Below are 23,206 nucleotides of genomic sequence, written 5' to 3' on the forward strand. Positions count from 1 at the left end.
GCGCGTCGCGAGCAACTCCCTGTTTCTGCTTGGTTTTACAAGCATGACATTCTTTTCGAACGGCCGTTCGCCCAAGCCGGGAGGACCGTGAGGCACGCTGCTGTTCTTCGAAAAATTTAACCTTTTCAATGTGTTGCACTGACAGCGTGGTGGCTGCTTCGTCATCGTCAAGGATTATTTTCTTAGGACGCTTGTATTTGTTCCCTTTATGTTCCATACTGAATGTTGGCCTTGTCCGGAGGAGGCGGCGGTGGAGTATGGAGACGCGAGTGCAACAATCGAGCGATATCGGCAGGCGCTGAAGCACATCCTCTTGATGCTCGTCGGCATGGCCGAGATGGGGTTCGGCAAGGCGGGCGCTCGAGAGCCAGGCGCTGGGGGACAGTTTACTTTCTTTCCGCAGAAGGGCGAAGCCGCTTCAAGGCTGGAGCAGGCGGAAAAAAGTAAACTGTCCCCGGCACTTAATCCCGCACTTACGCTTCCCCGCCACCTCTACCGCGCCATTCTTCTCATGCTGCGCCCTGCCGAATCCGCCGCGCGGCGGCTGATCATCGTGGCTGCGCAAGGCATCGTGGTGACGCTGCCGCCGTTTCGTCCGCGAAAGCCGAAGCCGAAAATTTCCGACACGGTGGCCGCCATGCGCCGCCTCGGCCTTGCCGTCGCCCTGTCGCAGGAGGATTTTGCCCGCTACGAAGCCGAGCGGAAAGCCGCCGAACGGCGTGCCGCACGGCCGCGCGGACTAAACCTGCCGCTGCTTGATGCGCTGAAATATCCCTTCCGCATCCGCCGCAAATATGTGCCGGCGCATGCCGTGCCGCGCATCCGGTCGCTCGACGTTGATGCGCCACGCATCCCCCTGCCGCCGCCGCCTCCGCTGCCGTCGCGCGACGATCCGATCAATGCGGCAAGGCTGGCGCTCAGGCTGGACGCGCTGGGTCAGGCACTCGACGATCTTCCGGGACAGGCGCAGCGTTTCGCCCGCTGGAAGGCGCGCAATGACGCAGGCCTTGCGCGAGACAAGCAAGCTCGCGACGCGGCAACGGCGCAGGGCAAGCCAGGCCCGGTCCGGTTCCGGCGCTTTTCACCGCTGAGGCGCGGGCGGCCGCCCGGCGGAAGATTGCCGCGCTTCGATCCGGATGTTCCGAAACGCAAGAACATCCGCGAGGTCGACGAGATCCTGGCGCACGCCAATGCGATGGCGCTCTACGCGCTGGAACCGCCGCGCAGGGATACGTCGTGACAGCGATGCCCTGTCGACCTGGCGATTCTCAAAAAGAAGATTATCTCAATGGCTTAACGGTCAACCGGAAAAATCTGGGCGTGGCAGCGACGACGGCTGCATGCAGGGGACAGTTTCCTTAATTCCGCAGAAGGGCGCAGCCGCTTCAAGGCTGGTACGGGCGGAATTAAGGTAACTGCCCCCGGCTTTGGCGCCGGCCCGGCCGCGACGGCCGGCGCGTACTGTTTCACGGCGTGCGGAGCCGGGCCCGGAGGCCCGGTTCCCTCAGATCACCACGAAATTCGCGGCCGTCAGCTCGGCCTGGTTGGCAAGCGTGGCGAACTTGATGTTGCCGAAGGCGTCGCCCGATCCGTCGGCATCGTAGTAGAGATTGCCGGTGTCGGAATTGTAGATGATCCGGTCGCTAGCATCCTTCGGCCCGCTGGCGATATCCTTGAACGCCGATGCCGCGAGCGCGCCGGTCGCCGTCAGCGCCGTGAAGAAGGCATTGTCGAGCTGCATCGTGTCGGCGGCAACGTTGAAGTCGGTGATCGTGTCGACATTGGTGCTGTCGTCGAGCGCGGTGTTGAACACGAAATTGTCCTTGCCCGCGCCTCCCGACAACGTGTCGTTGCCGCCATAACCCTTGATGGTGTCGTAGCCTGCACCCCCGTCGATGACATTGACAAGATTGTCGCCATTGAGCGCGTCCTCAAAGCTCGAACCCGTCAGGTTCTCGATCGAAACATAGGCGTCGGAGGTGGCGTCGCCGGAATTGATCGAGGAGTTGGCGAGGCTGGCGACGACGCCGGCCGTCGCGCCGGCATAGGAGGCGGTGTCGGTATCCGCGCCGCCGTCGAGTATGTCGGCCCCGACGCCGCCGATCAGCGTGTCGTTGCCGGCTTCGCCGTGAAGCTGATCGGTGCTGCCATAACCCTTCATGGTGTCGGCGCCGCCGCCGCCCTGGATGAAATTATAGGCGTTGTCGCCGTTCAGCGCGTCGTCGAAACCGGAACCGGTCAGGTTCTCGATCGAGACAAAACTGTCGCCGGCGGCGTCGCCGCTGTTGATCGCCGGATTGGCCAGGCTGGCGATGACGCCGGCCGTGGCGCCGGCATAGGAGGCGGTGTCGGTATCCGCGCCGCCGTCGAGCATGTCGGCCCCGACGCCGCCGATCAGCGTATCGCTGCCTGCCTCGCCGAAGAGCATGTCGGCGCCGCCATAACCCTTGACGGTGTCGATGCCGCCGCCCCCCTTGACGATGTTGACGTCGTCGTCGCCGTTGAGCGTGTCGCCGTACATCGAGCCGGTCAGGTTTTCGATCGAGACGTAGCTGTCGCCGGCGGCATCGCCGCCATTGATCGCCGGATTGGCAAGGCTGACAACAACGGCGGCCATCGCGTTGGCGTAGGAGGCGGTGTCCGTGTTCGCGCCGCCGTTCAGCGCATCCGCGCCGCCGCCGCCCATCAGGACGTCATCGCCGCCGCCACCGCTCAATGCGTTGTTGCCGAGGTTGCCGGTGATGACGTTGTCCAGCGCGTTGCCGGTGGCGTCGATGTCGGCGTCGCCCTGCATCGTCAGGTTTTCGAAATTGGCGCCGAGCGTCCAGTCGACGAAGGTGCCGACTTCGTCGGTGCCCTGGCTCGCCTGCTCGGAGACCTGGTCGCCGGCGTCGTTGACGAAATACAGATCGTTGCCCAGGCCGCCGGTCATGATGTCGTCGCCACTACCACCGCCGAGCGCATCGTCGCCGGCGCCGCCATTCAGAATGTCGTCGTTATCGCCGCCGAAGAGCGTGTCGTTGCCGCCCGCGCCGCTCAGCGTATCCTCTCCGCCGAGGCCGTTGACGATGTCGCGCAGCGCGTCGCCATCGAAAACGTCGTCGGCCGCATCGCCGGTGGTGTGGCGGACGATCTCGTTGATCTCGGCCGAGATCTTGTCGCCATTGTTGTCGCCGCCTTCGCCGTCCATGTCATAGCCGTCCTGCCAGACGGTCACGTATTGGCCTCCGGACAGGGCGGCGATGCTGGGCTTGCTGTCGAGATCGGTGCCGCCACTGGTGATGACGAATTCGGCCGTCGCGGCAACGCCGTCCTGGGTATAGACGCGTCCATAGATGTCGGCGTCGCCGGGCGCGGAGGGGCGTGTCCAGGACACCAGGATCATGCCGTTTTCCAGCACCGAGATAGCAGGCTCGCGCTCGTCGGCGCTGCTGGTGGTGTTGACGTGCAGATAAATACCGGGCACCTCGTTGTTGCCCTGGGCGTCGAAGATCTGCATGGTGATGCCGTTGCCCAGCGCACCGGGCTCGTTCCAGCCGCTGTCTGTATAGACCACCGCGAAATTGCCGTTGGGCAGTGCCACGAGTTTTGATTGGGTGTTGTCGCCGCCGGCGGCGATGACGAAGTCGGCCTTGCGCACCGAACCGTCGGCATTGAAGACGGCGCCGCGGATCTGCTGGTTGGCCGGGTTGGTGTCGGTATAGGTGACGACGTAACCGCCGTCGGCGAGCACCGTGATGGCGCTGTCGTTCTGCACGCCGGCGGCGGCGAATGTGTTGACCTGCTGCGTCTCCGAACCACCCGGATGTGTGCGATATACATAGACATTGCCGTTGTAGGTGTAGGTATAGGCGATATGTCCGCCGTCGAGGGCGGCCACCTGCGGATCCTCGAAGTTCGCTCCGACCCCGAGGCTGAACTCCGGGCTGATGATCGCGCCGGTGGCGTCGAATATCCGACCGTTGATGCCAGCCTCGCCCGATTGGTTCTCGTCCCAGACGAGCATGACGTTGCCGTCGGAGGTTTCGGTCAGCGTCGGCTGGCCGATCGCCGTCGTGTCGCCGTTGGAGGGTATCTTGTCCTGATAATTGCCGATCCGGTTGAAGCCGGAATCGTAGAAGTCCACCATGATGTAGCCGTCGCTGGTGTCATGATTGTTGTAGGCGACGACGAAGCCGCCGTTGGACAGAGCAAGCACGGTGGGCGAAAGCTGGTCGACGAGGCCGAAGCTGTTGGCGTCGAACTGGTGCTTGACCGGGTTGCTGGCGTAGGTGCTGGTGAGTGACATTGACGTGGTCCTTTCGGGATGATCGGGTTTCCCGGCGTCCGATGGCGCCGGCGGGAATGAGCACAGGCAGGCGCGGCCGGCCGGCGAAATGACGGCCGCCATGGTCGGCGGACGGCATGGCCGCGTCCGGTTTCAGCGTTTCGGAAAGTGCGTTGGGGAGAGACTGCGGCGATGGCGTTTCACGCCGATTTCAGGGCAGGCCGGTTTTGTTTCATTCTTGTCGGGATGGCAGGCGCGATCGACGCGACGGCGCTTGGCCATCGCGAAGGGCTGTTCGGGATCAGCGCGCTTGAGGCAGGCGCGGCCGAGTTAATCTACCGGGCCAGCGTCAGAAGCGCATGCAGCAGCACGTTCGTCCCCGCGGCAAGGTCTTCCGGGGAAGCATATTCCTTCACATTGTGGCTGACGCCGTCGCGGCATGGCACGAAGATCATCGCCGTCGGGGCGACCTTGGCGACGTTGGCGGCGTCGTGAAGGGCGCCGCTCGCCATGCGCCGGTAGGAAAATCCCTGCTCTTCGGCGCCGCGCTCCAGGGCCTCGATGCAGGTGTCGTGGAACACCGTCGGAGGGACGGCGATGCGGTCGGAGATGTCGACCTCGCAGCCGGACGCCTTGCCGGTCGCCGCGCAGGCTGCCGCGCATTCCCGGCTCAGCCGTTCGAGTGTATCGGCATCCGGATGCCTGATGTCGACGACGAAGGACGCATGTCCGACGATGGTGCTCGGGCCGTCCGTCGCCGTCCGCAACTGGCCGACGCTTACCCGCGCCGAGGAGCCGTACCGGCGCCCGATTTCGTTCAGGGCCACCAGCATGCGGGCCGAGGCCAGCAGCGCGTCCTGCCGCTGGTCGAGCGGCGTCGTGCCGGCATGCGCGTCGGTCCCCCTGACCTCCACGTCGAGCCAGCGCAGCCCCTGCACGGACGTGACGATCCCAACCTGAAGACCTTCCTGTTCGAGGATCGGGCCCTGTTCGATGTGCAGTTCCAGGAAGGCGCCGAGCGGAAATTTTTCGGCGCCGTCGCCGAGCCAGCCGCGCTCGCGCGCTTCTTGCCGGAACGGTGTGCCGTCGGCAGCCTTGACGCGGTCGAGCGCTTCGTCGTCGAGCAGGCCGGCATACCAGGCCGAGCCGAGAAGGCCGGGTGCGTAGCGCACACCTTCCTCGTTCGTCCAGTTCACCACCGCCAGCGGCGCGGCGGTCTCGATCCCCTGATCGTTCAGTGTCTCGATGACCTCCAGAGCGGCGAGCACGCCCGAGATGCCGTCGAAGCGGCCGCCATGCGGCTGCGTGTCGAGATGGCTGCCCGAGGCGACGGGCAGGCGTCGGGGATCACTGCCCGGCCGGACGGCGAACATGTTGCCGGCGCCGTCGACATGGACGTCGAGGCCGGCCTTCTTGCACCAGGAGGCGAGCAGCGCGCGGGCCTGCGCGTCCTCGGCCGACATGGCGAGGCGGCACGACCCGGTTCCGTCGATCGCGCCTATATCAGCCATTTCCATGTGCCGTGACCACAGCCGTTCCGCATCGATCGAGATGGCCGAACGCGGCCTGTTTGCCGGATAGTTCATCAGAGGGTCCTTTCCTTGCGCCCGCTGACGAGCTGCGAAACCATCACGGCAACCACCAGCGCCCCGCCGTAGAAAAGGTCGTGGACAAAGGTGCGGAAGCCGAGCACCGACAGGCCGTTGATGCCGGTGACGAGAAAGTAAACGGCGATGACCGAGCCCCAGGCATTGAAGCGGCCGGGCTTGATGCAGGTAGCGCCGAGGAAGGCCGCTGCGAAAGCCGGCAGGAGCAGCGTGGTGCCCGAGGTGGGATTGGCCGAGCCCGTCGTGCCCGTGTAGAGGATGCCGGCGACCGCGCCCATCATGCCGGACGCCATGAAGGCCATCATGCGCACGCGGCCGACCGCCACTCCCGTCAGGCGCCCGACCTCGCGTCCGCGCCCGGTGAACAGCAATTGTTGGCCGAAGGCGGTGTAGGACAGGACGTACCAGACGAGCGCCGCAAGCACGATGGCGTAATAGAAGCTCAGCGGGATGCCGAAGAGCCGCTGGATGATGACGTACTGCATGAGCACGCGCGCCACGCCGCTGATCGTCTGGCTGTCGCTGATCCAAAGCGTGACGCCGTGCAGGAATGTGCCGACGCCGAGCGTGACGATCAGCGAATGGACACGGAAGTAGAGCGTGATCGCGCCGTTGATCAGGCCGACCACGGCGCCGGCGGCAAGCGCGATCGGAATGATTAGTCCGATCGGCACACCCATGCGGGCACTGAGGATTGCGGTCAGCATCGACGTGAAGGTCAGGGTCTGCGCGATCGAGAGATCGAAATCGCCCGCCGTCAAAGGAATGATCAGTCCGAGCGTCACGATGACCAGGACTGCTTCGGACCCGAAGATGCTGGAGAAGTTGGACCAGGTGAGAAAGCTCTCGGGACGCATCGCGCCGAACAGGGCGATGACCGCAAGCCACACGATGAGGAGGCCGAACCGTTCGAGCTGGTAGCCGGGATTAGCCATGATCGTTCCTAGGCAGCATGAATTCTGGTTTCCCCGTAACAGGCCGCCTCGATGCCGGACTTGGTGACTTCGCCGCCCCGCAGTTCGGCCTTGACCCGGCCGCGCTCGAACACCAGCGCGCGATGCGCGATCATTTCGAGCTGCTCGAATTCGGAGGTCGCGCAGATGACCGAAGCGCCCCTGGCGCAGGCTTCGAGCAGTCGGTCGTAGATCTCACGGCGCGCGCCGATGTCGATGCCCTGGGTCGGTTCGTCGAGCAGCACGAGGTTCGGATCGAGCTGGAGCCACTTGGCGAGCAGCAGCTTCTGCTGGTTGCCGCCCGACAGCTCTGATGCGGCCTGCCGCGGCGCCTGCGCCTTGACCACGAAGCGGCGCATCAGATCGGCCGTCCTGGCTTGGCGCTCCCGATGGTCGAGCAGGAAGCGGTTGTCGCCGCGCGCGGCCATGGGCAGCATGGCGTTCTCGGTGAGGCTGAGATCGAGGGCGAGACCGAGTTTTTGCCGGTCGGCCGGGATGAAAGCGATGCCGGCAGCCATCGAATCCGCCGGCTTCATGGCGGCGAGATCGTGGATCGCCCCGCCCATGTCCAGCCGTCCCGAGCGCGCGGCATGGGCGCCGGCCAGGAGATAGGGTACCTCGTCGTAGCCGGAGCCGATCAGGCCGGTGAGACCCAGGATCTCCCCGGGGGCGACGTCGAATTCGAGACCGCTAACGACCCGGCCGGCAAGGCCGGTGACGGATACCGCAGGCTTCGTTGCGGCGGGTGCGGCATCGACAAGCCGCTCCTGCGTCAGGGAACGGCCAACGATCGCTTCGACGATGCGCGCCCGGCTGGTGGTGGCCGTGTCGAAACTGTCGATCACCTCTCCGTCGCGAAGCACGGTCGCGCGGTCGGTGATCTCCATGACCTCGTCGATGTCGTGCGAGACGAAGATGATGCCGACACCCGTCTGCTTCAGCCGGCGCATCATGGCGAAGAGCTGGCGGACATCTTCGATCGGCAGGAAGGGCGTCGGCTCGTCGAGGACGAGCAGGCCGGGCGTCGCGTGCTCGTTGTGCGACCCGACACGGTCGGCCGCGCGCACGATGGCAAGCTGCGCGCGCTTGACCGGCGAGAGGTCGCCGACAGTCGCCCAAGGGTCGAGGTCGAGATGATGCCGCTCGAAAAGCCGTCGCGCGCGAGCGGCCTCGGCGCTCCAGTTGATGAACCATTGCCCGGCGCGGCCGTGCTCTCCGGCGATCAGGTTTTCCAGAGCCGTCGCCTCGGGCAGGAGGCCAAGATTCTGGTGGACGAAGGAGAGGCCGATCTTCTCGCCGCGGCCGAGCGGGATCGGCAGGGGAACCGGCCTGCCGTCGAGTTCCAGGCTGCCCTCGTCCGGCTTGTGGAAGCCGGAGAGGATCTTGATGAGCGTGGATTTCCCCGATCCGTTCTTGCCCAGCAGACCATGGATCTCGCCGGGCATGACGGCAAGGTCCGCGCGCGATAGCGCGTGGACCCCGCCAAAGGACTTGGTCAGTCCCCTGATCGCCAGCCGGGGAACAGTCCCTGTGGTCACTCGGCGATCTGCCAGAGCTTGCGATAGCCCTCGACATAGGCGTCGCCATAACCCTTGGCGGCATCGGCGGGGTCGCCGGTTTCGGCGATGTTGCCGGCGTCGAAGATGCGCAGCGGAACTTTCGAGTCGCGGATCGTCTCCTTGCCACAGAGCAGGCGCATCTCGGCGTCGAGCATGGCATGGGCGATCCAGTCGAGGTTCTCGCCGATATCCATCTCCACGTCGCCGGTGCGGATCAGGTCGAGCGCGAAGGGCGTCCCGTTGAAAGTCGCAACCTTCACCTTGTCGCCGCGGTCGGCGATGGCGATCGCCGGCGTGACGAAACTCGACATGCTGTCATAGATCGGGATGACATAGTTGAGATCGGCGTTCGCCTGCAGGGCGCCCGCCACGGTCGGCTGGATCTTGGTCGCCCAGTCGGTGATCGGCACGTTGACGATCTCGTACTTGCAGTCCGGGCAGCGTGTATCGAAGGCTTCCTTGAGGCCGCCGACGATCGAGTCGGTCGACAGCGCCTCATTCGAGACCACCACGAGGGCGTTGGTCTTGCCGCCGGTCTTGGCGATGGTCCAGTCGGCCATCAGTTCGCCGGCCTTGCGGTAGTCGATGGCGACAGCGGCATCAACGCCCGCCGGCGCATCCTGCTCCAGTCCGGTCAGGTGCGAGGTGACGACCTTGAGGCCCTTGGCCTGGGTCTGCATGACCTGCGGCTCGAAGAAGCGCGGATCAGCCCCTGCCAGCAGACTGACCAGATTGAAACCGTTGTTGGCGGCATAATCCATGCCCTGGATCCATTGCGTGGGATTGCCCTGGTTCTCCCACTCCATGTGCTCGAAGCCGAGCTGCCCGGCGATCTTGGACTTGTGGTCGCTGATGGTCTTGATGAACGGGATGGCGCTCGACGCCGGGATCGTGAAGATCTTCTTGCCGGCCATGCAGGCCTTGGCGTCGAAGGGCTCACCGGCCGGTACGAAGTCAGGAATGCCGGCATAGGCGGCGATGTTCGCCTTGGCCTTGTCGACGCCTTCCTGTGCCGCCGCCGGCAGCAGCGCGGCCAGCACCAATGCCGAAGCCACGCCTGTAATCGATGCAATGCGTTTCATCTGTTTCTCCTCTGTGAGACGCCGTGGTTCCCTTTAGTGTTGTCCGCGCAGCGTGCGTGTCGCCGCGCGGTCGATGGTGTTGCCGTCCAGGGCAACGCCGTAGTCGGACCGCGCCGTCTGCGCGTCGATCAGTCCGTCCAGAACATCGTCGAGCACGGCGTCGGGATCGCGGGTCATCGGGTCGCCGTACCCACCGCCACACGGCCCGTAGGCGGTGATGCGATCTCCCTTGGCGAGATGCCGGTATGGAATCTTCGACGGCAGGTCTTCCGTGCCGCCGGCCGCGCGCAACAGTTGCACCTTGGCCGGGGAGCCGTCGGCGCCGCCGAGAAAACCCCAGGGGCGGAAGCGCTGGCCGTCGCCCTCGATGGAAACCGCGCCGTCTTCCAGCAGCTCGAACGAGCGGATCGACCCGATGCCGCCGCGCGACGCGCCCGCGCCCGCCACGTTCTCGCGCAGCTCGTAGTTGAGGACGCGCAGCGGCAGATGGGACTCGATGTCCTCGATGGGATTGTTGCGGGTGTTGGCATAGAGCGTGTCGACCGCATCCATGCCGTCCTTGCCATACCGGCCTCCATAGGCGCCTTCCATGATCTCCATGTGGACCCATGGCGCGCCCTGCGAGACGCCGCTGAAGGCCATGACGCGCAGATTGCCGATGCCGGCGCTGACCTGCTGCGGGACAGCCGGGGCAATCGCCTTCATCACCGTATCCGCGACGGCGTTGCCCGGGCAGAAGCGGGCGATGACAGGGGCGGGGAAGATCGGGTTCGCCAGACAGCCTTCGGGCGCGAAGATGGTAATCGGGCGGGTGAGGCCGCTGTTCTGCGGGATCGCGCCGTAGACGTCGCTGTCCAGCAGGATCGAGCGGAGCGTCAGCCAGACCGCGCAATCCACCGTGCCGACCAGCGGCATGTTGATGGGCTTGTTGGGCGTCTGGGGCGCGGTGCCGGTCAGGTCGACATGGATGTCGGAACCCTCAATCGTCAGCGTGACCTCGATCGGCAGTTCCTTCAGCGCCGGGTCCGGGCTGTCGAGATAGCCGTCGATGAAGGTCCTTGCGTTGTAGCGGCCGTCCGGAATGCGCGCGATGGCGTCGCGCATCAGGTTTTCCGAGTAGTCGAGTAGGTCCTCATAGGCGCCGGTGACGGTGTCGAGACCGTATTGTTCCAGCAGCGCGGCGTAGCGTTCGGCGCCGATGCGCGCGGCCGCCACTTGCGCCTCCATGTCGCCCACCACCAGGTCGGCGATGCGGATGTTGCTGCGCAGGATCTGCCAGACGGGCTCGATCTTCCGGCCGGCCTCGTAGACACGCACGGCCTTGAATTGCAGGCCCTCGGCATAGGTGTCGACGGCATCTACGATGCCGCAACTGCCGGGAGTCAGCGCGCCGATGTCGAGATGGTGCGCGGTTGTGACCGAGAAACCCGCGAGCTCACCCTTGTGGAAGATCGGGACCGCGAAGCCGACGTCCGGTCCGTGGGAGGCGCCGCCATAGGGATCGTTGTGCATGAACACGTCGCCGGGGCTGACCTTGTCCCCGCGCTTGCCAAGCTCACGCAGGATGCCGGCGATGTAGCCGGGGATCGGCCCGGACTGCAGCGGCGTGCTCATCGTGCATTCGCAAAGCTGGCGGCCGGTGGCGTCCGTCAGCGCGGCGCCAAAATCCTCGCTCTCACGGATGATGCTCGAATAGCTCATCCGCATGAGCTTGTGGCCCATTTCGATGGCGATATTTTCCAGCGCTCCGTGAATGACCGCTGCAAGGAAAGGATCGACGCGCGTCTGCATGATTTTCCCCTCAAGCCTTGTGATCGCGCGTCATGCGCACATTGCCGTGGCGATCGGCCCAGTAGGTCCAGCCCGGCGGGACGACGGTGGTGGTGTCCGTCTGCAGGAGGATCGCCGGTCCGCTGAACCTGCGGCCGACCGGAAGCGAGGTCCGCTCGATATGCGGCGTCTCGAATGTCTCGAGCACATCGTTGACGCGGAAGACGCAACGCCCGGCGCCGACCTGCCTTGGCTCGCCGGATACCTTGTAGGCCGGCGGCTCGGCGAGCTTGTCGACCATGCCGAGGCCGCGCACCTTGACCGTGACGATCTCGATCGGGCTGGCCTCGAAGGCGTGGCCGTATTCTTCGCGATGGCGATCGTGGAAGGCGCGCCAGACGGCATCGAGCGCTGCCTCCGTCAGGGCGCCGTCCGGCACGTCGATCTTGAGCTCGTAGCCCTGGCCGACATAACGCAGATCGGCCTGTCGCAGCATGCGCACGCGCTCCGCCGGAACCTTGTCGCGTTCGAAGATCGCGCCGAGTTCCTCTTCCATGTCGTCGAAGAGGCTCTGGAGCCGGGCGATGTCGAGCGCGCCCTTGACCGCGAAGGCTGTTCGCAGCGCGTGATATTCGAGGTCGGCGGTGAGCAGGCCGACCGCCGACGTTATGCCCGGATGCGGCGGGATCAGCACGTCCCGCATGTCGAGCATGGCCGCGACTTCGGCTGCGTGCAGCGGACCTGCGCCGCCGAAGCCGGCAAGCGTGAAGGCGCGCGGATCGATACCCTTCTGCACCGTGCGCGAGCGGATGGCATTCGCCATGTTGCTGTTGAGGACGGTCAGCGCGCCTTCCGCGGTTTCCTCGGGCGAGCGGCCGAGCCTGCCGGCCAGTTCGCCGATGACACGCGCCGACGCCTCCGCGTCGAGCGACATCCGCCCGCCGAGGAAGTTGTCGGCGACCAGCCGGCCGAGCACCAGATTGGCGTCTGTGACCGTCGGCAGAGAACCGCCGCGGCCGTAAGCCGCCGGTCCAGGGTCGGCTCCTGCGCTCTGGGGACCGACACGGAACGCCTTGCCGCGGTCGATATAGGCGATCGAGCCGCCACCCGCGCCGATCGTGTGGATGTCGATCATCGGCAGCATCACCGGGAAGTCCGCGATTTTTGCGCTGCGTGCATCCGCCTCCGCGAGGCGCCCGTCGCGGATGATGCCGATATCGGCGCTGGTGCCGCCGATGTCGAGCGTGACGAGCCTATCGGTTCCCGCATGTTCGCCCACCCAGGCGCCACCGCGCACGCCGGCGACGAGACCGGAAAGCAGCGTGGTGGCCGGCCGCTCTGCGATCATCTCGGGTGTGGCGAGGCCGCCGGAGGAGGTCATGACGCGAAGTTCGCCGGTGACGCCCAGTTTCCGCAGCTCATCGCTGAGATTGCCGATGTAGCGGCGCACCTTGGGGCCGATGAAGGCCGACATGGCGGCCGTGGTGAAGCGCTCGAATTCGCGGAACTGCGGCGAGACCTCCGCCGAGGTCGTCACAAAGACGTCCGGCAGGATGCTACGCACGATCTCGGCGGCGCATCTTTCGTGGGCGGGATTCACGTAGGAGAACAGGAAGCCGATCAGGATCGCCTCGACGCCGGCCTCGCCCAGTTCGCGCGCCGCGGCGGCGACGGCTGCTTCGTCGAGCGGGAGGAGTTCCACACCCCTGGCATCGAGGCGGCCGGCGACGGTCCTGCGGAAGCGGCGACGGATCAGCGGGCGGCTCTGCCAGGGCAGGTCCTGCATGATCGAGTAGTGCTGCGGGCGCTGGTGGCGTCCGATATGCAGGATGTCGCGAAAACCCTCGTTGGTGATCATGCCGGTGACGGCGCCGTCATGAACCAGCATCGCGTTGGTGCCGACGGTGGTGCCGTGGAAGATCGCCTCGATCTCATCGGGCGTGACGCCTGCGATCTCGCAGATTCCCCTGATGCCTTCGATCACGCCCTCGGCGGAATTGTTCGGTGTCGACGGCGTCTTGTGGATCGTGACCGTCCCCTTCGCCAGGTCGGCCAGGATGAGGTCCGTGAACGTTCCTCCGACGTCGACGCCCAGTGCAATCATTCCAACCTCCAGCAGGGTATGGCGGAACATTGATCCATTTGGATTGATCTGGCAAGTTGAATCCATATGGATATATATTAAGCCACAACGAGGCCGAGACGGGAGCCGCAGGCAAACCATCCTGGGACCGGCGATATGAACGGAGGAGCAGCGATGAGCGCCAAGAAGCTGTTGGACAAAATGTTTGCAGGCGACCTGCGGGAGCTGACGGTGATCAGCTACGTCGTGCTTGGCAACAACGCCGTCACCAACCGTTTCATCGAACGGCGTTTCCGGATGCCTGTACAGGCCTGGTCCGCGCTCTATGCGGTGAAGATGTTTCCGGGAATACGCGCCAAGGAAATCCGGCTGCTCTTTCCCCGGCCACAGAACACCATCAGCCGGGCAGTCTCGCTGCTGGAGGAGCGCGGTTATGTCATTCAGGAAACGTCCGACTCGGACGGACGCGAGAAACGCCTTTTCGCGACGCCGTCAGGGGAAGAACTGCTTACCGAACTCATCGACGTTTCGCGCCGGCGTCAGGAAGAGTGGCTGGCGCCCTTGTCGCAGGCGGAGAGAAAGACGTTCTTCGAATTGGCGAGGAAGATCGCCGAAGGCCCCAATCTGCTGAAGTCCGAAATCATGAAGGGATGACGGCGCTCAGACGACGCTTCCGTTCTTGTCGAACATATGCGTTCGCGCGGGATCGAGCATCAGGCCGATTGGCTCGCCCGTCCTGACGGCAAGTTCACCGCCGCCCTCCACGACGAGTTGCCCCGCTGGGGTAGACACATAGACGATCGTAAGGTTGCCCAGGCGTTCCACGAGTTGTACGTGACCGGTCAGATGCGCGCCCGCTTTGCCGGGGTCGGTGATGGCGATGTGCTCGGGGCGGATGCCGATTTCGGCAGGCGTCGGAGAAGCGCCGCCGGGAACGCTCCGCGCCCGCACCGTCAAGCTGCCCGATGCCGGCTGGCCGGCGGCGTCGAAGGCGAGCGTGATGTCGCGGCCGGCCACGCTCCTCGGCGTCACGGCCAAAAAATTCATGGTCGGCGAGCCGATGAACGACGCCACGAACTTGTTGTCGGGTTTCGCATAGAGCTCCAGCGGCGCGCCGACCTGGGCGACCACGCCGCGGTCGAGCACGACGATGCGGTCGGCGAGCGTCATCGCCTCGACCTGGTCATGGGTGACGTAGATCATCGTCGCCCCAAGCGTCTTGTGCAGCTTCGCCAGTTCGATACGCATCTGCACGCGCAGCATGGCGTCGAGATTGGAGAGCGGCTCGTCGAACAGGAACACCTCGGGCTCGCGCACCAGTGCCCGGCCGATGGCGACGCGCTGGCGCTGTCCGCCGGAAAGCTGCGCCGGCTTGCGGTCCATCAGATGGCCGAGCTGGAGCAGGGCGGCGATCTCATCGGCGCGTTTCGCCTGCACCTCGCGCGGCGCGCCTGCGACCGAGAGCGAGAAGGCAATATTCTGCCGCACGGTCAAATGCGGGTAGAGTGCGTAGGACTGGAACACCATGGCGATCCGGCGTTTTGCCGGGTGCAGCTTCGTGACGTTGACACCATTGATGAACACCGATCCGGCATTCACCGGCTCCAGGCCGGCGATCATGCGCAGGATCGTCGACTTGCCGCAGCCGGACGGGCCGAGCAGGGCGCAGAACTCCCCCTTGCCGATCCCGAGATTCAGATTGGTGATCGCGGTGAATTCGCCGTAGCGCTTGCTGACTGCGCGCATTTCGACGTGCTGCAGATCCAGCTCTTGCCCGTGCCCGGTGATGCGGGTCTGCATATTCATGTCTCGGCAAGCCAGATCATCATCGAGCCCTTCTCGCGGTTGTTCCAGAGATAGTAGGGCAGGGCGGTCAGCCTGGCCGGCGTCTCGGCCGGCGGATCCGTTCGATAGAGTGTGCCATGCCAGCCGTCGTCGCCGACGCGCGCTGCCTCAGTCGCGAGGGTGACGATCCCGTCGAACAAGTCGTGACGCTGCTCGACCGTGATCTCGGAGTGCCGCGGCAACCTCAGCCGTTGCACCGGCCCGCCTGGATTGTCGGTTTCCTCGACACAATAGACGAGTGGCCCGCGCTTCAGCGCCACACGACCGACATCCATGGGCACCGAGGGATGGGCATAGATGCGTTCGGGCGGCATCGGCAGTTGGAGATCGACGATATCGCCCGCCTGCCAGCGGCGCAGGATGGTGAGATAGCCGTTGACGGTCGCCGGTTCCACGGCGACCGTCTGGCCGTTGACCGATGCGCTCGCGCCACGCGCCCAGCCGGGAATGCGCAGCTTCAGCGCGAATTCGGCCGGTGTCTCGGGCGCGACTTCGATGCGGATGTCGCCCGACCAGGGATAGGAACTGACCTCGCGAAGGGCGACCTTGCCGGATTTGAGCGTGACCTCTGTCGAGATACCGCCATAGAGGTGGAAGGCGATCGCGTCGTCGCTGTGCGAGACGAAATAGCCGCCGACCGAGGCGACGAGGCGCGACGCATTCATCGTGCAGCACGGGCAGGTGTGCCAGGCCCAGCGGCTGTGGCGGCCGTTGCTGTCGAGCGGATTGGAATAGAAATAATGCTCGCCGTCGCGGGAGAGACCGCCCAATGCGTTGTTGAACAAAGCCTGTTCCAGAACGTCGGCATATTTGCCGTCGAGGTCGAGATGCAGCATGCGCTGCGCCCAGAAGATCAGGGCCACCGACGCGCAGGTCTCGGCATAGGCGGTGTCGTTGGGCAGGTCGTAGTCCTCGGTGAAGCCTTCGTTCGCTTCAGCCGGGCCGAGACCGGAGGTGATGTAGATTTTCGAGGCCATGACATCGGTCCACAGCACCTCGCAGGCGCGTTTCAGGCCATCGTCCTTGAGTTCCGCCGCGAGATCGGCCATGGCCGAATACATGTACATGGCGCGCACCGCGTGGCCGACGACCTTGTCCTGCTCGCGCACGGGCCTGTGCGACTGGTTGTATTCGTAGCTCTTCGCCCAGAAATCCCCGGGATCCTCGCCGCGCGCCACCGCTTCCTGGTCGAAATAGTGTGGCTCTCTTCCGCGTTCGTCGATGAAATAGGCGGCGAGATCGAGCTGCTTCCTTTCACCGGTCAGGCGGTAGAGGCGGATCAGCGCCAGCTCGATTTCCTGGTGGCCGCAATAGCCACGCCTCTGGCCGGGACGCGGTCCGAATGTCTTGCGCACGTGGTCGACATAGCGCTCCAGGATGGAAAGCAGCCGGCGTCGGCCGGTCGCCAGGAAGTAGGCGATCGCGCCCTCGATCAGGTGCCCGAGATTGTACAGCTCGTGATTGTCGCGCAGGTTGGTCCATCGGTTTTCCGGCTCGCGCTGCAAGTACCAGCAGTTGAGGTAGCCGTCGGGCGCCTGGGCCTTTTCGAGATCGTCGGTGATCTTCTCGATCTTGGCTTCGATATCGGCGTCGCGACGGTGCGACAGCGCATAGGATGCCGCCTCGATCCACTTGCCGACATCGGAATCCCAGAACACCTGCACGGTGAAATCGTGGTGGTTGCGCGGATAGCGCAGCGGCGGCGGTGGATTGGGTAGCGTCAGCGAGTCCAGTATCCCATGCCTGCCGAGCTGCACATGTTGGCTGGGAATGGTGCGTGCCAGAACCGTGTCGAGGCGCTCGCGCCAGAACCGGCCTTCGAGGTGAACGTCGACGAAGCGCACCGGTGCAAATTGACCCATCACAAATCCCTTCAAATTCCCGCTTCGCCTTCGGCAACGGACGACTGCCGCACCACCAATGAGCAGGGGCGGCGCTGGACGCCGCCGATGCGCTTGCCGGAAATCATGTCGATCAGCCGGTCGCCGGCCTCGCGTCCCAGCGCCTTCAGGTTCATGTCGATGCTGGTGAGCGGCGGCCGCGTCGCCAGCGTCATGACCTCCCAATTGTCGAAGCCGACGATGGCGACATCCGCCGGGACCGCCAGGCCCATCTCGCGCAAGGCGTCGGCCGCGCCGCGTGCGATCTGGTCGTTGCCGCAGAACAGCGCGTCGGGCTTTGGCGTGCCCCCCTGGAAGAGGCGCGCCACGGCCTCGCGGCCCCAGGCTTCCGACCAGACGCCCGGGAGGTAGAATAGGTCGGTCCGCGGAAGCCCGGCGGCCGCGAGCGCAGAAAAGTAGCCGGCCCTGCGCAAGCGCACGGCCTCGAAATGCTCCGGGCCGGTGATGTGCGCAATCCGCTTGCGGCCGAGGCTCGCCAGATGCTCGACCGCCAGCACCGCGCCGCCCTCGTCGTCGGGCAGCAGCGACAGGGCGTCCGGATCATCGGCCTGGCTGAACACGTAGACGGTCGGCAGCCCATGCGCGAACGGGCCGATCGGCGGACGCTTGTCGGCGCGCCGCGCCGTTACGACGAGGCCGTCGACCCGTTTGCCCAGGAGTTGGTCGACATGCTGGCGCTCGCGGGCGGGATCGTCGGTGGCGTTGCACATGAAGACCGCGATCCCCTCGTCGGCGAGGCGCTCCTCCAGCGCCTCGACGATCGGAAAGGTGAACCTGCCGAAACTGTCGTTGGAGATGATGCCGATGGTTCGCGACTTGGCGCGGTGCAGGCTCTGGGCCAGGTCGTTCGGCCGGTATCCGATTTCCCGGGCGACGCGCAGCACCTTATCGCGCGTCTCCTGGCTGAGCCGCCCGCCGGCGTTCAGCGCCTTGGAAGCCGTGCCGATCGAGACTTCGGCGATGCGGGCGACGTCGCGGATCGTCGGCGCGGCACGCAGCGGTGCTCTGGTTTCATCGGGCGCGGCTGGCGGTGGGGCGGTCTTGTCCATCCATCCCGCTCCTATTTGACGGCGCCGTTGAGGAAACCGGAGACGTAATATTTCTGCAGCAGCAGGTAGAAGGCCATGCACGGGATGATCGAGATGGTGATGCCGGCTTGAAGCATGCCCCAGTCTGTGCCGCCGATGCTGGTCTGCTGGCGCGCCGCCGCAAGCACCAGCGGCAAGGTGAAGGCGCTGTCCTTGTTCATGAGCACCAGGGCCGCGAGGAATTCGTTCCAGGAGGTGATGAAGGCGAACAGCGAGACCGTTATGATGGCCGGCACGATCGCCGGCAGAAACACCCGCACCAGCACCTGCCAGCTATTGCAGCCGTCGATCACCGCCGCCTCTTCCAGTTCGCGCGGCACCGCCTCGAAGGCGTTGCGCATGATGTAGATGCTGAACGGCAACTGGATCGCGGTGTGGACGATCGCCAGCCCGACCAGCGAATTGTGCAGCTTGAGCTGGACGAACATGAAGAACAGCGGCGTGAGCAAGGCTTGGTAGGGGATGATCAGGCCGAGCAGGAGGATGAGGAAGAAGATTTCCTTGCCGGGCACCGGAAACCGGCCCAGCGCGTAGCCGGCGGGGATCGTCAGCCCGAGGCAGAACAGGATGGTCAGCAGCGCCGCACCTGCGCTGTTGCCGAGATAGGTGAGCAGGCCGGCCTGGAAATTCCACAGTCGGTGGTAGCTGTCCAGGCTGAGCCCGTGCGGAAAATAGGTCGGCGGCACCGCGGCCGCTTCGACGGTCGATTTCAGCGACGCCAGGACCGAGGCGACGAGCGGCAGCAGCATGATGGTGCAGGTGAGCACGCAGGTGGCGGCGACCAGATATTTCGCGCGGCCCTCGAACAGGCGCTCCACGCCGCCGCGCCAGCCGCTCCCGGCTACCTGCCCATCCGCGGGAAAGCCGGTGCTCACACCCATGCCCGATCCCGCGGTCACCCATGGCTCCTGCGCGTGAGCACGATCTGGAAGACCGTGAAAACCAGGATGATCGCGGCGAGGATCAGCGACAGTGCCGAGCCGTAGCCGAGCTTCAGGTAGGGAAAGGAATTGAGATAGATCAGGAAAACCGCCGTGGTCGTCAGGTTGCGCGGCTGGCCGGCGGTCATGATGTAGAACTGGTCGAAGGCGAGCAGCGAGCCGATGGCGCTGACCAGCGTCACCAGCAGGATGGTTCTCGCCGTCAGCGGCAAGGTGATGCGGCGCACCCGCTGCCAGTAGGTCGCGCCGTCGACCATCGTCGCTTCGTTGATCTCGCCGGGTATGGCCTGGATCGCCGCGACGAACAGGATCGTGCCGAAGCCGACCACCTTCCAGACGATCGACGCGATGACCGCCCACAGGGACACGTCGGCGTCGGCCCCGAACCACAGTACGGGTTTCGAGACGAGGCCGAGGTCGAGCAGCGTGCGGTTGACCAGGCCGAAATCGTAGCTGAACAGCCAGTACCAGAGCAGGCTCGACGCGCCGAGGCCGATGACCACCGGCGCGAAGACCACGCCGCGGGTGAATTTGCGGAACGGCGTGTTGGTGGCGGTGAGCAGCGCGATGAGGAAGCCGAGGATCATCAGGATCGGGGTGATGTAGAGTGTGTACTTGAAGGTGAAGCCGAGCGCCGTCCAGAGTTGCGGATCGTGCCAGGCCTTCACGAAATTGCCGGCGCCGACAAATTTCTTGGCGGCAATCAGCGACCAGTTGTGCAGCGACATCCAGATCATCTGAAGGAACGGATAGACGGTGAAGGCCGAGACGAAGGCGAGCGCCGGCGCGAGATAGAGAAGCCCGACATATCTGCCATTCACCGAATGCATCTTCAGCCGTTTTCCTGAACTCTGCCGACCGGAAATTCTTTCAAAAAGCGGCCGCGGCGGCGCTTGCCACCGCGGCCCAAGGGAGAACGCTCATTCCGCCGCGATTGCCTTCATCTGCGCCTTGGCGTCGGCGATGATCGTGTCGAGGTCCGTGTCCTCATAATAGGCGCGCTGCAGCATCTGCAGCCACGGGCCCTGCGGCGAGTTGATCAGTTCGAAGAATTTTAGCGTGTAGGGGGTCCTGGCGACCGCGATCGCCTTGGCCACCTGCTGCACCTTGGGCTCGGCTTCGAAGTATTTGTTGTCGGTCATGTCGCCGCGCGTCGTCATGTTGAGCATCTTGGCGTAGACCTCGACCTGGGTCTCGTCCGACAGCAGGAACTTCATGAAGTCGACGGCGTCGTCGACCCGCTTGCTGCCCTTCGGGATGGTCACGATGTCGCCGCCTGCGAAGGAGGAGACCTCGCCGCTCTTGACGCCCGGCAGAAGCGCGATGCCGAAATCCATCGTCGGGTTCTGCTCTTTCGCCAGCGTGATGTTGAAGTTGCCGGTGCCCATCATGCCGAGCTTGCCGGAGCCGAAGCGCAGGTGGAACGTCTCGCCAGTCTCGGCGCGGGCGTCCTCATGGACGTTGCCGGCCTTGATCATGTCGCGCGCCCATTGCAGCACTTCCTTGACGCCGTCGCCATTGAGCGGCTCGCCATTGGCGGCCTCCGGCTCGATCGTGGCGCCGCTCGCCCACATCAGGGGGCCGACGGTGAAGATGTTGCAGCCGGCGCAGGAACCGGGAAGGAAATAGCCCTTCACGTCGCCGCCGAGCGCGGTGATCTTGTCGGCGTACTCCCTGATTTCGGCGAGGCTGGTCGGCGGCTTCTCCGGATCGAGGCCGGCCTTGCGGAACAGGTCCTTGTTGTAGAACAGCGCCGAGACGTCGGCATAGAGCGGCACGCCGTAGAGCTTGCCCTCATAGGTCGACACCGCCATATGACCGGGGCTGGCGGTCTTCAGTTCGGGCCAGTCCTTGACCTTGTCGGTGATGTCGACCAGTTGCCCGGCGGCCTCGAACTGCGGGCCGTAGATCAGGTCCATGCCCATCAGGTCGGGCACCTCGCCGCTGGCGATCGCCTGCGCGATCTTCGGCACCATCTCGGTGTGCGGGATGTAGGTGAGATTGATCTTGCGGTCGGGGTTCTTTTCGTTCCAGGCCGCCACGAGAGCGTCCACCATGCCGGCGTTGCCGCCGCTGCGCTCCCACATCTGCAGATCCTCGGCCATTGCCGGAAACGCACCTGCAAGCACAAGCGCCGCGAGCCCGACGAGCGATGTTTTCAACCTTGGCAAACTCATAGGTTCCTCCCTGTTGCCAATTTTTTATGCGTAGTCCTGCAAACTCCTCCATCTGGGAAAAGCTTTTCCCTCACTCCAATGGGTTCGCTGCGGTTGGCATTGGCAGCGATTTGGGAAAAGCTTTTCTCATGCGATTTACCGCATATTTCCCAGCATCTGACAAGCCTGGAAATCGAGACGGAAGGCGAATACTCCTTGCCGATGCAGCATAGGCGGTTCGTCACGTTGTCATTAAGTTCCACGCTGAATCGCGTCGTCCAATGCCTGCCCGCCAATGGGGGCTACCCGATCGGCCCGATGTTACGGGGCATATCGGGTAAAGACGTAGTCATGGTCCTGCACGCGCGCTTCGTGGCAGGCGAAGCAGGTCTCGTGCTGCGCCTCGTCGACCGGCTTGCCGTCTATGAACCTGCCGAAGCCCCAACCGCCGGTAGCGGCATATTTTTGCGAATCCTTGACCATGACCTGGACGGTGGTGGCCGAACCCGGGATGGTGGCGGATTCGAACTCCGGCGATTGAGTGCGCTTCCAGGCCAGCTTGACGAGCACCGTGCCGTCCGGAAACGGCAGGGTGTCGGTCCGATAGGCCTTTGTCGCCAGGGTATTCCCGACGACCGCACGAAGTTCGTCAAGAGGATCATCTTCCAATGCCGGCGCCACGAGTTCCCAACTGCGGTATCCATTGGGGACCGCGACGCCATAGATCGGAGACGCCGTGGCGTCCTGAGCCCGAACGCTGTCGATCACCACGCAGGTGGTCGCGAGAGCGACCGACAAGGCGATCACGGTGGCCACTGCAACATTGCGTCTCATGCTAGCCCCTCCGCGGTCAGAACTGGTCGACATCGATGACGGCCTGGGCAAAGGCTTGCGGCGCCTCCTGCGGCAGGTCATGCCCGATGCCGCCGGTGATGAGCCGGTGTTCATACTTGCCCGAGAACTTCTTCGCGTAGACGATGGGGTCGGGATGAGGAGCGCCATTCGCGTCGCCCTCCAGGGTGATGGTAGGCACACTGATGACAGGACCCTTGGCCAGCCGATCCTCGAACGCGTCATACTGAGGCTCGCCATCAGCCAGACCGAGCCGCCAACGGTAGTTGTGGATGACGATGTCGACGTGATCCGGATTGTCGAAGGAAGCCGCGCTGCGCGCGAAGGTGGCATCGTCGAAATTCCACTGCGGCGACGCAAGTTTCCAGATCAGCCTCGCAAAATCATGCGTGAACTTTGCGTAGCCGGCACGACCGCGTTCCGTCGCGAAGTAGAACTGATACCACCATTGCAGCTCGGCTTGCGGTGGCAGCGGCGATTCGTTGGCCTGACGGCTGCCGATCAGGTAGCCGCTCACGGACACCATTGCCTTGCAACGGTCGGGCCAGAGAGCGGCGACGATGTTGGCAGTCCGCGCACCCCAATCGTACCCCGCAACGATCGCCCGGGGGATTTCCAGGGCATCCATCAAGGCTATCACGTCGGCTGCCAGCGCAGCCTGCTGGCCGTTTCTCAGCGTCGTATCCGACAGGAACCGTGTGCTGCCGTAGCCCCGCAGATGGGGCACGATCACGCGATAGCCCTCCGCCGCCAGCATTGCCGCGACATCGAGATAGCTATGGATGTCATATGGCCAGCCATGCAGAAGGATCACCGGCGGCCTATCCGCCGGACCTTCTTCGGCGTATCCGATGTTGAGAAGACCGGCATCGACCTGCTTCAGCGAGGCAAATGACGTTCGTGAGCTCGCACTGGGAGCAGTTGTTGCTGTCTGCGTCCCGCTGCCCTGTGCGCCAGCATGGGTTATCGAGCCTAGCTGCGCTGCTGCGAAGGTCGCCGCAGCGATGCCCAACAGTCGCCGGCGCGGGTGGTCGATTTCGTCGGGAGCCAATATTGCCTTCATCGGAGCACACCTTTCTGGAAACATTTCATTATGTGCAGC

17 protein-coding genes are annotated in these 23,206 nt (G+C 64.6%); 2 read left to right on the top strand and 15 right to left on the bottom strand.

Annotation, left to right across the window (positions count from 1 at the left end):
- Positions 1-250 precede the first annotated feature (250 nt).
- Positions 251-1,240 (top strand): hypothetical protein, encoded by a 990-nt coding sequence (locus ACH196_RS07865; protein WP_396646328.1) that lies wholly within the window; start codon positions 251-253, stop codon positions 1,238-1,240.
- 264 nt (positions 1,241-1,504) lie between these two features.
- On the opposite strand, the gene ACH196_RS07870 is transcribed toward ACH196_RS07865, so the two are convergent.
- From ACH196_RS07870 to ACH196_RS07900, 7 genes are all read right to left on the bottom strand, one after another.
- A complete protein-coding gene (locus tag ACH196_RS07870) occupies positions 1,505-4,288 on the bottom strand; it encodes a calcium-binding protein (protein WP_396646329.1) in 2,784 nt (927 codons plus the stop codon).
- A 314-nt stretch (positions 4,289-4,602) separates the two neighbouring features.
- Positions 4,603-5,853, bottom strand: a complete 1,251-nt coding sequence (locus ACH196_RS07875; protein WP_396646330.1) for a M20 family metallo-hydrolase — start codon at positions 5,851-5,853, stop codon at positions 4,603-4,605.
- The gene (locus ACH196_RS07880) at positions 5,853-6,809 is read right to left on the bottom strand and encodes an ABC transporter permease (RefSeq protein ID WP_396646331.1); all 957 of its coding nucleotides are present in this window, start codon (positions 6,807-6,809) and stop codon (positions 5,853-5,855) included. The genes ACH196_RS07875 and ACH196_RS07880 overlap by 1 nt, the downstream gene beginning before the upstream one ends.
- An 8-nt stretch (positions 6,810-6,817) precedes the next feature.
- Complete coding sequence (locus ACH196_RS07885; RefSeq protein ID WP_396646332.1) at positions 6,818-8,365, bottom strand: sugar ABC transporter ATP-binding protein; 1,548 nt, start codon at positions 8,363-8,365, stop codon at positions 6,818-6,820.
- Positions 8,362-9,468: a sugar ABC transporter substrate-binding protein gene (locus ACH196_RS07890; RefSeq protein WP_396646333.1), complete on the bottom strand. Its 1,107-nt coding sequence runs from the start codon at positions 9,466-9,468 to the stop codon at positions 8,362-8,364. The genes ACH196_RS07885 and ACH196_RS07890 overlap by 4 nt, the downstream gene beginning before the upstream one ends.
- A 33-nt stretch (positions 9,469-9,501) precedes the next feature.
- Positions 9,502-11,259, bottom strand: coding sequence for a hydantoinase B/oxoprolinase family protein (locus ACH196_RS07895; protein WP_396646334.1), 1,758 nt, complete (start codon positions 11,257-11,259; stop codon positions 9,502-9,504).
- Between the two features lie 10 nt (positions 11,260-11,269).
- The gene (locus ACH196_RS07900) at positions 11,270-13,342 is read right to left on the bottom strand and encodes a hydantoinase/oxoprolinase family protein (protein ID WP_396646335.1); all 2,073 of its coding nucleotides are present in this window, start codon (positions 13,340-13,342) and stop codon (positions 11,270-11,272) included.
- 153 nt (positions 13,343-13,495) lie between these two features.
- On the opposite strand from ACH196_RS07900, the gene ACH196_RS07905 reads away from it, so the two are divergent.
- Positions 13,496-13,975 (top strand): MarR family winged helix-turn-helix transcriptional regulator, encoded by a 480-nt coding sequence (locus tag ACH196_RS07905; RefSeq protein ID WP_396646336.1) that lies wholly within the window; start codon positions 13,496-13,498, stop codon positions 13,973-13,975.
- Positions 13,976-13,981: 6 nt separating this feature from the next.
- Here ACH196_RS07905 and ACH196_RS07910 read toward each other — a convergent pair whose 3' ends face one another.
- The 8 genes from ACH196_RS07910 to ACH196_RS07945 form a co-directional block, all read right to left on the bottom strand.
- Positions 13,982-15,121: an ABC transporter ATP-binding protein gene (locus ACH196_RS07910; protein ID WP_396646337.1), complete on the bottom strand. Its 1,140-nt coding sequence runs from the start codon at positions 15,119-15,121 to the stop codon at positions 13,982-13,984.
- 2 nt (positions 15,122-15,123) lie between these two features.
- Positions 15,124-17,028, bottom strand: a complete 1,905-nt coding sequence (locus tag ACH196_RS07915) for a glycoside hydrolase family 127 protein (protein ID WP_396646338.1) — start codon at positions 17,026-17,028, stop codon at positions 15,124-15,126.
- Between the two features lie 11 nt (positions 17,029-17,039).
- Positions 17,040-18,116: a LacI family DNA-binding transcriptional regulator gene (locus ACH196_RS07920; RefSeq protein WP_396646339.1), complete on the bottom strand. Its 1,077-nt coding sequence runs from the start codon at positions 18,114-18,116 to the stop codon at positions 17,040-17,042.
- A gap of 11 nt (positions 18,117-18,127) precedes the next feature.
- Positions 18,128-19,054 carry a carbohydrate ABC transporter permease gene (locus tag ACH196_RS07925; RefSeq protein ID WP_396646340.1) on the bottom strand — a complete coding sequence of 309 codons (927 nt, stop codon included), beginning with the start codon at positions 19,052-19,054 and terminating at the stop codon, positions 18,128-18,130.
- Complete coding sequence (locus tag ACH196_RS07930; protein WP_396646341.1) at positions 19,051-19,926, bottom strand: carbohydrate ABC transporter permease; 876 nt, start codon at positions 19,924-19,926, stop codon at positions 19,051-19,053. The genes ACH196_RS07925 and ACH196_RS07930 overlap by 4 nt, the downstream gene beginning before the upstream one ends.
- Positions 19,927-20,016: 90 nt before the next feature.
- Positions 20,017-21,273, bottom strand: coding sequence for an ABC transporter substrate-binding protein (locus ACH196_RS07935; protein WP_396646342.1), 1,257 nt, complete (start codon positions 21,271-21,273; stop codon positions 20,017-20,019).
- A gap of 300 nt (positions 21,274-21,573) precedes the next feature.
- Positions 21,574-22,086 (bottom strand): cytochrome P460 family protein, encoded by a 513-nt coding sequence (locus ACH196_RS07940; protein ID WP_396646343.1) that lies wholly within the window; start codon positions 22,084-22,086, stop codon positions 21,574-21,576.
- 16 nt (positions 22,087-22,102) lie between these two features.
- Positions 22,103-23,167 (bottom strand): alpha/beta fold hydrolase, encoded by a 1,065-nt coding sequence (locus tag ACH196_RS07945; protein WP_396646459.1) that lies wholly within the window; start codon positions 23,165-23,167, stop codon positions 22,103-22,105.
- Positions 23,168-23,206: the final 39 nt, after the last annotated feature.

It is taken from the genome of Mesorhizobium sp. IMUNJ 23232 (assembly GCF_044326205.1).
Taxonomy (GTDB): Bacteria; Pseudomonadota; Alphaproteobacteria; order Rhizobiales; family Rhizobiaceae; genus Kumtagia.